The organism is Microbacterium sp. PF5 (assembly GCF_004794315.1).
Lineage (GTDB): Bacteria > Actinomycetota > Actinomycetes > Actinomycetales > Microbacteriaceae > Microbacterium > Microbacterium sufflavum.
The window spans coordinates 1-12,602 of sequence record NZ_SSDQ01000096.1 but is presented as its reverse complement, the minus strand read 5'-3'; the positions used below and the strand labels follow the sequence as shown (position 1 = coordinate 12,602).

Below are 12,602 nucleotides of genomic sequence, written 5' to 3'. Positions count from 1 at the left end.
GGCCCAGCAGCCCCTCCGCGAACAGCGCGAGGTCGGCCGCCGTCGCCGGGGCTGCCGAGGCACGGTCGTCGAGCGACGCCCGTGCGAGCGCGCCGTCGTCGCCGCGGTTGACGCGCAGCACATGATCGGCCGCCGCGGCCGCCGCCTCGACCCAGTCGGGCTCGCCGAGAGTCATCCCCGCCCTGGCCAGCGCCCCGACCGCGAGGCCGTTCCAGCCCGTGATGACCTTGCCGTCCACCGCGGGAGGCTCCAGCTCGCCGCGCGCGGATACCGGGCGCTGGTAGTACCCGCCCTCGCTGCGCACCCCGTCGATCCACGACTCCGAGTCCTGCGCGGCGCCGAAGCCGCCGCCGTCGCGTCGCAGCACGCCCAGGAGGAAACCGGCGATGCCGCGGGCGGTGCCCGTATCCCCCTCGTCCAGCGCGACCTCCAGCAGCTGCGCGTTGTCGGTGAGCATGCGCTCGTAGTGCGGCACCGTCCAGTCCCGCTGCGTGGCGTAGCGGAAGAAGCCGCCGTCCTCGTCGCGCAGGTCGGAGCCGGACATGGCCGCGAGCGCCCGCGTGGCCGCTGCCCCGGCGTCGGGAGAACCCGCCCGCACCAGCGGATGCTGCAGCAGCCGCAGCGTGGTCGCCACCGGGAACTTCGGCGCCCCGCCGAAGCCTCCGAACAGCCGGTCCTCCCTGGCCGCGATCCCCTCGGCGGCGGTGACGATCGCCGCCGCGTCGGGCAGGTCGGACGGCGCGGACTCGGCCGCCCTGGCGAGGGCCTCGGTCACCGCGTCCGCCGACTCCTCCGCCTGCGCGCGCCGAACCGTCCACGCCTCCCGCACGGCCGCGAGCACCTCGCGGAACGCGGGCATCGGCGGCCGGGGCTCGGGCGGCCAGTAGGTGCCGGCGAAGAACGCGCGGCCACCCGGCGTCGTGAACACCGTGAGCGGCCAGCCGAGGTTCTGCGTGAACGCCGACGCCGCGGCCATGTACGCCGCATCGACGTGCGGGTGCTCCTCGCGGTCGACCTTGACCGCCACGAAGCCCTCGTCGATCAGCGCGGCCGTGACCGGATCGGAGAACGACTCGCGCGCCATCACGTGACACCAGTGGCACGTGGAGTAGCCGATCGAGATCAGCAGCGGCACGTCCCGCCGTCGCGCCTCCGCAAACGCCTCCTCGCCCCACGGATACCAGTCGACCGGATTCTCGGCGTGCGACCGGAGGTAGGGGCTGAGGGTGTCCGCGAGCCGGTTGGTCATGCCGTCCACGCTACGCCGCGCGGCGGCACGGCGGGCTGCGGCGGTGAGCACGGGATCGCGGCTCCCCCGCGAACGCCCCGCGTCGCGAGCGGCGACACGGGGCGTTCGGGTGCGGGGGGGTGGTGGCCTGTCGGTGCGACCGGTTGGTTGCGTGACCGGTCGATCGGGCCGACTCCGTGGGCGGGGGTTCCCGTCAGTTGACCTCGTCGGGGTGCGAGCCGACACGACCCGAACCGTCGAGCGGGTCGAGGGCGTCGATCGCGGCGATCTCCGCGTCGGTCAGCTCGAAGCCGAACACGTCGAGGTTCTCGCGCAGACGCTCGGGGCGCACCGACTTCGGGAAGACGATGATCCCCTTCTGCAGGTGCCAGCGCAGCACCGCCTGCGCCGGGGTGACGCCGTGGGCCGCGGCCGCGTCGGCGACCGCCGGGATGCCGAACAGGTCGTACTTGCCCTGACCGAGCGGACCCCACGCCTCGATGCGCACGTCGTTCGCGTCGGCCCACGCGACCTCCTCGCGACGCTGGTACGCCGGGTGCAGCTCGATCTGATTCACGGCCGGGACGACGCCGGTCTCCTTCACGGTGCGCTCCAGGTGCGGCACGAGGAAGTTCGAGACGCCGATGCTGCGGGTCAGTCCGGCCTCGCGCAGCTCGATGAGCTTCGCGAACGCGTGCACGTAGTCGTCCTTCGCCGGGGTGGGCCAGTGCACGAGGTACAGGTCGACCCGGTCGAGCCCGAGCTTCTCGAGGCTCTCGCCGATCGCCGCACGCGGCTCGTCGTCGTGGTGGCGGTCGTTCCAGAGCTTGGTGGTGATGAACAGCTCGTCGCGCGGGATGCCGGAGGCGGCGATCGCGGCGCCCACGCCCTCCTCGTTGCCGTAGATCGCGGCGGTGTCGATGTGGCGGTAGCCGATCTCCAGCGCTTCGCTCACTGCGCGCTCGGTCTCGGCCGGCAGCACCTTGAAGACGCCGTAGCCCAGCTGCGGGATGGAGTTGCCGTCGTTGAGTTCGAGAGAGGGAATGGTGGTCATGGGTCCAGCCTATGACCTGTGATGACAGGTGTGGCGGGATCGTGTCTTTCCGTGTCGGCGGAGGCACCGCGTCGGTCGACCGGCACCGAGGCCATGGCCTGCGCCGCCCGACCCACGAGGCGCTCGAGGGGTCCGCGGCCGAAGAGGATCGACCACAGTGTCGCGGCCACCACGAGTGCGATCGCGGTGAGCAGCCAGAAGGCCGTGCTCTGCACGAAGCCGCCGGGGCCGACCAGCACCACGATCGACACCACGTGCACCGTGTATGCCGTGAGCGGCATGGAGCCGAGTGCCGCGAGCGGCAGGAACACCCACCGCAGCGGCCGGCTCAGCAGCAGGCACAGCGCGACCAACGCGAGCGCGAAGCCCCCAGAGCCGAGGATCTCGGCCGTGCCCCCGGAGTGCGGTTCCACGCCGAAGAACGCCGACAGCACCGACCGCAGCGGGTCCAGCCCCGCGAGCGCCGCGGGGTACGCGTCCCACCCGGAGCCGAATCCGAAGCCGCCGTCGCCGGAGCCGATGCCACCGTCGTCGCCCCCGACTCCGGCCGCCTGGCCGACCGCGCCGAGCCCGTATCCGATGACCGCGAGCAGCACGCCGACAGCGAGCGCGACGACCGCCGTGCGGAGTCGCTCCACGTGCAGCCGGCCGAGCGCGAGGCCGCCCAGCACGAACGCGAGCCACGCCGTCAGCGGGTACACGCCGTACAGCGCGAAGCCGAGCCCTGCGCCGTAGGGCTCCAGCGCGAGCGCGCTCAGCAGCGCGAGCGCGGCGGGGGCCACGAGCGCGAGCACCCCGGCCGCGAGGAGCAGCTGCCACGCCCGCCACCGCAGGAACGGGATCACCGCGACGTAGAGCAGCCCGTAGAGGGTGAGGATCACCGCGATGGGCGTGTTCAGCATCTCGAGCGCGAGACCGATCAGGAAGATCGCCGCGCCCCGGCCCACCAGGTTCAGGCGCAGCGTCGGCATGCGCTCGGGAGCGGGCAGCGTGCTGCGCCCCGTCATCAGCGCGATCGACACCCCGGCGAGCAGTGCGAACAGGATCGAGGAGCGGCCGTTCACCAGGTCGGTCCAGGTGGACGGGTCGCCCCACGCGAAGGGCCGGAGCTCGCCGACGTGGGCGGCGGCCATACCCAGGATCGCGAGGGCCCTGGCCACGTCGAGGCCGAGGATGCGCGGTGGCCGGCCGAAGTCCCGGAACCAGCGGGTGGACGCGAGGGGGGAGGTCACGAGTTGATCGTAGGGCGCGCATCCCGGCATACGATGGAGGGCTATGTCCTCCCCCGTGATCTCCTATCCCCCGGAGCTGCCCGTCAGCGCCGCGCGGAAGGAGATCGCCGACGCCGTGCGCGACCACCAGGTCGTGATCGTCGCGGGCGCGACCGGTTCGGGCAAGACCACCCAGCTGCCCAAGATCGCGCTCGAACTCGGCCGCGAGCGCATCGCCCACACGCAGCCCCGACGCCTGGCCGCCCGCACGATCGCGGAGCGCGTCGCGGAGGAGCTGCACGTCGAGCTCGGCACGCTCGTGGGCTACAAGGTGCGCTTCACCGACAAGGTCTCCGATGCCACGCGCATCGCGCTGATGACCGACGGGATCCTGCTCAACGAGATCCACCGCGACCGGCTGCTCACGCGCTACGACACGATCATCATCGACGAGGCGCACGAGCGCTCCCTCAACGTCGACTTCCTGCTCGGCTACCTCGCCCGCATCCTCCCGGAGCGCCCCGACCTCAAGGTGATCATCACCTCGGCGACCATCGACCCGGAGAGCTTCGCGCGGCACTTCGCCGCCGCCGACGACACCCCCGCCCCGATCATCGAGGTCTCCGGCCGCACGTACCCGGTGGAGGTCCGCTACCGGCCCCTCGTGGACGACGCGGACGAGGACGCATCGGCATCCGGCGACCCGGAGGACGAGGTGTCCGCGATCGTCGCGGCCCTGCGCGAGCTGGACCGTGAAGCCCCCGGCGACGTGCTGGTGTTCCTGCCCGGCGAGGCCGAGATCCGTGATGCGGCCGATGCGGTGCGCGGCGCCTACGGGAAGGACCGCTCCCCCACCGAGGTGCTGCCGCTGTTCGGACGGCTCTCGGCGGCTGAACAGCACCGGGTGTTCGAGCGCAGTCGCGTGGCGGGGGTGCGACGGCGGGTCGTGCTCGCCACGAACGTCGCCGAGACCAGCCTCACCGTGCCGGGCATCAAGTACGTGATCGACACCGGCACCGCCCGCATCTCCCGGTACAGCAACCGCTCCAAGGTGCAGCGCCTGCCGATCGAGGCGATCTCCCAGGCCTCAGCGAACCAGCGCTCGGGGCGCGCCGGCCGCACGAGCGAGGGCATCGCGATCCGCCTCTATTCGGAGGAGGACTACGACCGGCGCCCGGAGTACACCGAGCCGGAGATCCTGCGCACCTCGCTCGCCTCGGTCATCCTGCAGATGCTGTCGCTGGGGTTCGGCGACATCGAGGCGTTCCCGTTCCTCACCCCGCCCGACTCCCGCGGCGTGAAGGCCGCGTTCGACCTGCTCACCGAGCTGGGCGCGGTCGAGCCGTCGCGGCGGGACGGCTCGACGCATCTCACGCGCGTGGGCCGCGACATCGCCCGCATGCCGATCGATCCGCGGTTCGCGCGCATGCTCCTCGAGGCGGGACGCGACCGCAGCGGCGCCGTCCTGCGCGACGTGCTCGCGATCGTCGCCGGACTCACGATCCAGGATGTGCGGGAGCGTCCGGAGGAGCGCCGCGAGGAGGCCGACCGCCTGCACGCGCGCTTCGCCGACCCCACGAGCGACTTCCTGACCCTGCTGAACCTGTGGAACCACCTGCGCGAGCAGCAGCGCGAGCTGGGGTCGAGCGCGTTCCGCCGGCTGTGCCGCGCCGAGCACCTCAACTACGTGCGCGTGCGCGAATGGTTCGACGTGCACCGCCAGCTGCGCACGCTCGGCAAGAACCCGGAGCGCGGCGCGGAGGCCGGTGGCGCGGCCGACCCCGACGCGATCCACCGCGCCCTGCTGTCTGGTCTGCTGTCGCAGATCGGCATCCTCGACGAGCGCACGGCCCCGGCCGGCAAGAGCCACTCCCCCGCGAAGGACCCGAAGCGCCGGGTGACCGAGTACCGCGGGGCCCGCGGCATCCGGTTCTCGATCTTCCCGGGCTCGGCGCTGCGCAAGAAGAGCCCGCGGGCGGTGATGGCGGCGGAGATCGTGGAGACCTCCCGCACCTTCGCCCGCACGGTCGCCCAGATCGACCCCGCGTGGGCCGAGCCGCTGGCCGGTGACCTCGCGAAGCGTCAGGTCACGGAGCCGCACTGGTCGAAGGATGCCGGCGCCGCCGTCGCCTTCGAGAAGGTGACGCTGTTCGGGGTGGAGATCATCCCCCGCCGCCGCGTGCAGTTCGCCCGCATCGACCGGGCCGCGTCGCGCGAGCTGTTCGTGCGGCACGCGCTCGTGGAGGGCGAGTGGGATCCGTCGCGCATCGACAAGCGGGTGAGCGCGTTCTGGCGCAGCAACGCCGAGCTGCGCCGCCGCCTGGAGAAGCTGGAGGAGCGGGAGCGCCGCCGCGACATCCTCGCCGGCGACGAGGCCGTGTTCCGCTTCTACGACGAGCGCATCCCCGCCGACGTGTTCGATGTGCGCTCGTTCGAGAAGTGGTGGCGCGAGGCGCTCACGACCGCGCCGAAGCTGCTCGTGATGCGCGAGAGCGACCTGGTCGACGAGGCCGACCGCGCCGACCAGCGCGAGTTCCCCACGCGGTGGACGCAGGGCGACCAGGTGCTGGGGCTCGCCTACCGCTTCGAGCCCGGAGCCCCCGACGACGGCGTGAGCGTGGTGCTGCCCCTGCCGCTGCTCGCGCAGATCGAGGACCGCGGCTTCGACTGGCAGGTGCCGGGCCTGCGCGCCGAGCTCGTCACGGGACTGCTGCGCGCGCTGCCCAAGGCCATCCGCCGCCACGTGGTGCCCGCCGCCGACTGGGCGGAGAAGTTCGGCGCCGAGCTGGCCGACCAGGGCCCGGAGTCGCACGAGGGCCTTCCCCCGCGCACGCTCAAGGAGGCACTGGCCCGCCTCATCCAGCCTCTCGCGAACCAGCTCGTGTCGGCCGCGGACTTCGAGGACGACCGCGTGCCCGCGCACCTGCGCATGAACTTCCGCGCCGTGGACGAACGCGGCCGCGTGGTCGGCTCGGGGCGCGACCTCCGGGCACTGCAGACCGAGCTGTCGGACCGCGCCCGCAGCAGCGTCGCCCGCTCCATCGCGGCGCCGTCACGACGCGCGAGCCCGACCGCGGCGGCGGGCGCCGAGCGCGTCGCGGCCGCCCCGGTGGAGCAGACCGGGCTGACCGCGTGGACCTTCGGCGACCTGCCCGAGGTGCTCGACACCCGGGTCGCCGGCGGCGTCGTGCGCGGCTACCCGGCGATCGTCGACGCGGGAAAGAGCGTCTCCGTACGCGTGGAGGCCACCGCGGAGGCCGCCGCGACCGCGACCAGGGACGGCGTGCTCCGGCTGGTGCTGCTCACGGTGCCCTCGCCGTCGTCGTACGTGCAGGAGCATCTGACGAGCCAGGAGAAGCTGGCGCTCGCGGCGTCGCCGTATCCCTCCGCCGCGGCGCTCATCGAAGACGCCAGGGCCGCGGTCGCCCGCCGCGTGATCGACGCGTCGACCGGAGGGCCGGACGGCGCCGGTCGCGGGATCGTGCGCACGGAGGCCGAGTTCGCCCGCGTCCGGGAGGCGGTGTCGGCGGTGCTCGTGGACGAGCTGTTCGCCGCCGTGTCCCTGGTGGCGCGGATCCTGGTCAAGGCGCGCGAGGTCGAGCGGGGCATCACGGCGCAGAACTCCCTGGCGCTGCTCGGACCGCTGAACGACATCCGCACGCAGCTGAGCGGTCTGCTGCACCCCGGGTTCGTGTCGGCGGCGGGCATCGACCGGCTCGCGCACTACCCCCGCTACCTCGACGGCATGCTCGACCGCCTGAAGACGCTGGCGAACGAGCCGGGCAAGGACCGGGCGCGGCTGACCGAGTTCGAGCGCATGGCGACCGCGTTCACCGAGGCGGGCGGCACGATCCCGCTGCCGACCGACGCGCCGCCGACGCTGGTGGAGGTGCGGTGGCTGCTGGAGGAGTACCGCGTGAGCGTGTTCGCGCAGCGCCTCGGCACCGCGCAGCCGGTCTCGCCGCAGCGGATCATGAAGGCGCTGTCCGGGCACTGACCGTGTCCTCCCCGGGTAGCCTGGGGTCATGGCCAGCGCGATCGTCTACACCGAGTTCGGCTCCCCCGATGTCCTGCACCTGATGGAGGTGCCCGATCCCGTCGCCGTGCGCGGCGAGGCCGTGGTGCGCATCGAGGCCGCCGGCGCGAACCCCATCGACGCGAAGCTGCGCAGCGGCAAGCGTCCGTCACCGCCGATCACCGAACCGCGGGGCGTCGGCTTCGACGGCGCGGGCGTGGTGGAGGTGCTCGGCGAGGGCGTCGACGGCCTGGAGGTGGGCGACCGCGTCGCGATCCGTGACACGGTCGGCACGTACGCCTCGGCGCTCGCGGTCGAGGCCGACAAGCTGGTGAAGCTCCCCGACGCGGTGACCGCGGCCGAGGGCGCCGCGATCGGCATCCCCGCCGGCACCGCGTATCAGGCGCTGCGCTCGCTCGGCGTGACCGCGGGCGACGTGCTCCTGGTGCACGGCGGCTCCGGCTCGGTGGGTCAGGCGGCGGTGCAGTTCGCGGTGGCCGGCGGCGCGACCGTGATCGCCACCGCGAGCCCCGCCCGGCACGAGCAGCTGCGCGAGCTCGGTGCCCTCCCCGTCGCATACGGAGACGGCCTGCTCGACCGCGTGCGCGCGGCCGCTCCGTCGCCCGTCACGGTGGCGCTCGACTGCGCGGGCACGGACGAGGCCATCGAGACCTCGCTCGCCCTGGTGCCCGACCGCGACCGCATCGCCACGATCGTGCGCGGCCCCGACGCGGCCGACTTCGGCATCCGCGCGTTCTCGGGCGGCTCCCCCGTCCCGCTCACGGAGCAGGAGCTCGCCTGGCGCGCCGAAGCCCTGGAGAAGACCGTCGAGCTGCTCGCATCGGGCGACTTCACGATCGAGCTCGGCCCGGAGCTCCCGCTCGCCGAGGCGGCCCGGGCCCATGAGCTCATGGAATCCGGCGCCGCCTCCGGCAAGATCATCCTGGTGCCGTAGCCATCACCCTGGTGCCGGAGCCGGGGCTGCCCGGCTCAGGCCGGAGCCACGGGTCGACCGAGCGACAGCATCAGCCGGTTCGCCCAGTTGAAGAACGCGGCGCCGTGCACCACGTCGGCGATCTCGCCGTCGTCGAGCCCCGCGGATCGCAGGAGCGCGATGTGGTCGGGCCCGAACGCGCTGGGCGTCTCGGTCAGCGCGACGGAGGCCGCGACGATCGCGTTCCACCGCTCGCCGAGGTGGGCGGACACGCCCTCGTCGAGCAGCCGGTCCACGTCGTCCGGCCGCTTGCTGTGATGCGCCGCGAAGCGCGAGTGCACCGAGGCGCAGAACACGCAGCCGTTGCGCCGCGAGGCCGCGGTGGCCGCCAGCTCACGATCGGCCCTGGGCAGTCCGTCGGCGACGTTGTAGAAGATGTCCTTGTCGACCAGGGTGCGCGCCCGGAGCACCTCGGGGTCGCGCGCGAGCAGACGGAAGTAGTCGTTCTTGGCGCGAGCGGTGTCGACCAGGCCGTCATAGTGCCGCTCGGTCAGCTCGTCCTCCGCGAGCGGGGGCAGGTGCGGCGTCCACCCGACCTCGGCGCGCGTGAACCCGTGCGGGTGCGGGGCGTCGTCGTGTCGGAGCACGGTGTCGGCGGTGTCGGTGGTGTCGGTGGTGTCGGGCTCGGTGGTGGTGTCGGGATCGGTGGTGTCGGTGGTGTCGGGCTCGGTGGCAGCGGTGGCGTCGGCGGTGGTCATGCGGCCTCCTCCTCGGTGGACGCGGCGGTGGGGTCGGTGGTGGCGGTGGTGGCGGCGGTGGCGGTCGCGAGTCCGGCGGCGGCGAGCACGCGGAGCCCGGTCACGACGCGCTGCTGGAACGCCAGGAACGACACGAGCTGCGACACCGTGACGATGCCGTCGGGCGTCCACCCCGCGTCGAGCAGGCGGCCCAGGTCGGCGGCCGAGGCCTCGCGCGGCCGCAGCACCAGCAGGTGCGCGTGGGCGAGCGCGGCGGCCAGTCGCCCGCCCAGAGCGTCCGTGGCGGTGGCGTCCGGCGCATACCTCAGCCCGTCGGTGCTCTCCCCCTGGAGCCCGGCCTCGGTGTACGCGCCGAACGGACCGGTGGCGGCGGCCCCGGCCAGCTCGGCCCTGACCACCGCGGCGCGCTCAGGATCGGCGGCCTCCGCCCGGTCGGCGTAGAACAGCGCGGTCGGGTCGTCGGCGCCGGCGAGCCCGGTCGCGAAGGCCGCGATCAGCTCGCGCTCGGCCTGCGACGCGTGCTGTACCGAGACGGGGCGGAACAGCGCGTCGAAGCTCGCCTGCAACTGCTCGCGCGTGATCGGACGGCGCCGCCGCAGCGCGTCGAGCCCCGGCGTCACCTCCGCGATGCGGTCGACGATGTCGTCGGTCATGCGTTCTCCTTGAGGGTCGTGTCCGCGGGGGACGGGGTGAGGGCGTAGCCGAGTGCCGGGGCGACCTCGGCGGCGAACAGCTCGATCGAGCGCAGCACGTGCTCGTGGGGCGCGTCGACCGAGTGCACCTGGAACGCGACCTCGGTCGCGCGGGACAGCGTCACGTCGTCCGCGAGCGAGGCGGCCACCTCCTCCGGCGTGCCCAGGTGGGTGTCGAGCGCGGTGATCAGGTCGTCGAGGTCGTCGCCCGGGATCGTCTGCCCCTGGCGGCGGAAGCCCTCCGCGGCGCGCCGCAGCCCGACCTCCGCGAACCGCAGCGCCTCGGCCCTGTCATCCGCCACGAACACGGTGCGCGAGGCCGTGATGCGCGGCGTGACGCCGGCCGGCAGCGCGTCGAGGTAGGCGTCGATGATGGGGTCCTGCAGCGCCGACAGCGGCGCGCGGAGGCGCTCGGCCGCGCGCGGCTGCGTGCGCGAGAGCAGCAGCCCGTGGCCGTGCACACCCGCGCGGCGCCCGCCCGCGGGCGAGAACGTCGCCTGCCAGACGCGTGAGGCGAGGTCGCCCGGGTCGGGGTACAGGGTGTTGTCGCCGCCGACGTCCTCGCCCGCAAGCGCGTCGAGCAGCACGCGCAGTTTGCGGTCGTACGTGGCGGCCTTGTCGCGCACGTCCTCCCCGAACGGCACGAACGACGAGGGCGTGCCCCCGCTGCCGAGCCCGAGATCGAGACGCCCGCCGGAGAGCAGGTCGGCGACCACCGCATCCTCCGCCACGCGCACCGGATCTTCCAGGGGCAGCGTGATCACCCCGGTGCCGAGCCGGAGGCGGTTCGTATGCGCGGCGGCGTGCGCCAGGAACACGAGCGGCGACGGCAGCCCGCCCTCCGCGGCGCGGAAGTGATGCTGCGCGACCCACGCACGACCGATGCCGTGCCGCTCCGCGTGCTGGAGCTGCGCCGTGGCCAGCGCGTAGCGATCGGCGGGCGACGCGTCGTCGAGCAGACGGGTGAAGAACGCCACGGTGGGTGCGGCGGCTGGTGCGGTCATGCGAGGACCTCTCGGCTCTGGGGAGCGTCGCCGACGCCGGGCACGGCGGCGAGCAGTTCCCTGGTGTACTCGTGCTGCGGGTCGTGGAACAGCTCCTCGGTCCGGCCCTCCTCCACCACACGGCCGCGGCGCATGACCGACACCGTGTGACTGATGCGCCGCACCACCGCGAGGTCGTGCGAGATGAAGAGGTAGGTGAGCCCGAGCTCGGCCTGCAGCGAGGTGAGCAGCTCGAGGATGCGGGCCTGCACCGTCACGTCGAGCGCGGACACCGCCTCGTCGAGCACCACGATCTCCGGGTCGATCGCGAGGGCACGGGCGATCGCGACGCGCTGCCGCTGCCCGCCCGACAGCTCCCGCGGGGTGCGGCGGGCGACGTCGGCCGGCAGCGCCACCCGGTCGAGCAGGGCGAGTGCGCGCTCCCGCCGTTCGGCCCTGCCTCCGACGCGGAAGTTCTGCAGGGGCTCCGCGACGATGTCGACGACGTGCTGCCGCGGATCGAGCGACGCGAACGGGTTCTGGTACACGAGCTGGATGCGCCGGCGCAGCGCGCGCAGCGGCGCCCCCGTCGCGGCCGTCACGTCGGCCCCGGCGACCTCGATCGATCCGGCATCGGGGCGGTGGAACCGGGTGACGAGTCGTGCCGTGGTGGTCTTGCCCGAGCCCGACTCCCCCACGAGCGCGTGCGTGGTGCCGCGGCGCACGCGGAACGACACGTCGTCCACCGCGCGGAACCGCTCGCGACCCGCCACGCGGAACTCCTTCACGAGCCCCTCGGCGACGATCGCGTAGGGGTTCTCGGCGGCGACCGCGGCCGCATCCCGCAGGAACGGCGGTGCGTCCGGCCGGCGGAACCCGGTCGCGAAGGCGGGCGCGTCGGCGAGCAGCTGCCGCGTGTACGGCTCCCGCGGCGCCGCGAGCACCGCGTCGCTCGCCCCCTGCTCGACGATGCGGCCGTCCTTGAGCACCACGAGCCGCGCGGCACGGTCGGCCGCGACCCCCAGGTCGTGCGTCACCAGCAGGATGCTCGTCCCCTCCTCACGCTGGAGCTCGTCGAGAAGGTCGAGCACCGTGCGCTGCACCGTGGCGTCGAGCGCGCTGGTGGGCTCGTCCGCGATCAGCAGCCGCGGGCGCAGCGCCACCGCGGTTGCGATCAGCACCCGCTGCCGCATGCCGCCGGACAGCTCGTGCGGATACTGCCGTGCGCGCAGCCCCGGGTCGTCGATGCCCACGCGGTCGAGCAGCTCGATCGCCCTGGCCCGGCGCGACCTCCGGTCGCGGTGCCCGTGCAGGCGCAGGATCTCCTCCACCTGCACCCCGACCGGGCGCACGGGGTCGAGCGAGGTGGCGGGGTCCTGCGGCACGAGCCCGATCTCGGGGCCGCGGATGCTGCGCAGGGCGCGGTCGCTCCAGCCGGAGATGTCGAGCTCGCCGAGGAGCACGCGCCCCGCGTCGACGCGACCCCCCTCCGGCAGCAGCCCCAGCAGCGCGTGCGCCGTGGTGGACTTGCCCGACCCGGACTCGCCGACGAGCGCGAGCGTCTCACCCTCGGCGATGTCGAACGAGATGCCGTGCACGACCTCCCGGTCGCCGTACGACACCGTGAGGTCGGTGGCGGTGAGGACGGGGCTCGCACTCATCGCGCTCCCCTTCCGAGGCGGTGGCTGATCGTGGTCGTGGACGCAGAGATCGCGCTCATCGTCGGC

9 protein-coding genes are annotated in these 12,602 nt (G+C 73.7%); 2 read left to right on the top strand and 7 right to left on the bottom strand.

All coding sequences use genetic code 11. From position 1 onward, the window contains the following. The 3 genes from DW297_RS07540 to DW297_RS07530 form a co-directional block, all read right to left on the bottom strand. On the bottom strand, positions 1-1,249 hold a 1,249-nt coding region (locus tag DW297_RS07540), incomplete at its 3' end, for a thioredoxin domain-containing protein (protein WP_136030980.1). 193 nt (positions 1,250-1,442) lie between these two features. Then, positions 1,443-2,282 (bottom strand): aldo/keto reductase, encoded by an 840-nt coding sequence (locus tag DW297_RS07535; RefSeq protein WP_136030978.1) that lies wholly within the window; start codon positions 2,280-2,282, stop codon positions 1,443-1,445. Continuing rightward, positions 2,279-3,514, bottom strand: a complete 1,236-nt coding sequence (locus tag DW297_RS07530) for a heparan-alpha-glucosaminide N-acetyltransferase domain-containing protein (RefSeq protein ID WP_240744548.1) — start codon at positions 3,512-3,514, stop codon at positions 2,279-2,281. Before DW297_RS07530 ends, DW297_RS07535 begins: the two co-directional genes overlap by 4 nt. Before the next feature lie 43 nt (positions 3,515-3,557). Here DW297_RS07530 and hrpA point away from each other — a divergent pair, with 43 nt between their 5' ends. Both hrpA and DW297_RS07520 read left to right on the top strand, forming a co-directional pair. Further along, a complete protein-coding gene (hrpA, locus tag DW297_RS07525; protein WP_136030973.1) occupies positions 3,558-7,490 on the top strand; it encodes an ATP-dependent RNA helicase HrpA in 3,933 nt (1,310 codons plus the stop codon). A 28-nt stretch (positions 7,491-7,518) separates the two neighbouring features. Beyond that, positions 7,519-8,463: a quinone oxidoreductase family protein gene (locus DW297_RS07520; RefSeq protein WP_136030971.1), complete on the top strand. Its 945-nt coding sequence runs from the start codon at positions 7,519-7,521 to the stop codon at positions 8,461-8,463. Positions 8,464-8,498: 35 nt separating this feature from the next. On the opposite strand, the gene DW297_RS07515 is transcribed toward DW297_RS07520, so the two are convergent. From DW297_RS07515 to DW297_RS07500, 4 genes are read right to left on the bottom strand one after another with little or no spacing between them, the layout of a single operon-like run. Beyond that, the gene (locus tag DW297_RS07515) at positions 8,499-9,200 is read right to left on the bottom strand and encodes an alkylhydroperoxidase domain protein (protein ID WP_136030969.1); all 702 of its coding nucleotides are present in this window, start codon (positions 9,198-9,200) and stop codon (positions 8,499-8,501) included. Next, positions 9,197-9,853: a CMD domain protein gene (locus tag DW297_RS07510; RefSeq protein WP_136030967.1), complete on the bottom strand. Its 657-nt coding sequence runs from the start codon at positions 9,851-9,853 to the stop codon at positions 9,197-9,199. The genes DW297_RS07515 and DW297_RS07510 overlap by 4 nt, the downstream gene beginning before the upstream one ends. Continuing rightward, a complete protein-coding gene (locus DW297_RS07505) occupies positions 9,850-10,896 on the bottom strand; it encodes a putative FMN-dependent luciferase-like monooxygenase (RefSeq protein WP_136030965.1) in 1,047 nt (348 codons plus the stop codon). Before DW297_RS07505 ends, DW297_RS07510 begins: the two co-directional genes overlap by 4 nt. Then, positions 10,893-12,536: a dipeptide ABC transporter ATP-binding protein gene (locus tag DW297_RS07500; protein ID WP_136030963.1), complete on the bottom strand. Its 1,644-nt coding sequence runs from the start codon at positions 12,534-12,536 to the stop codon at positions 10,893-10,895. Before DW297_RS07500 ends, DW297_RS07505 begins: the two co-directional genes overlap by 4 nt. Positions 12,537-12,602 lie beyond the last annotated feature (66 nt).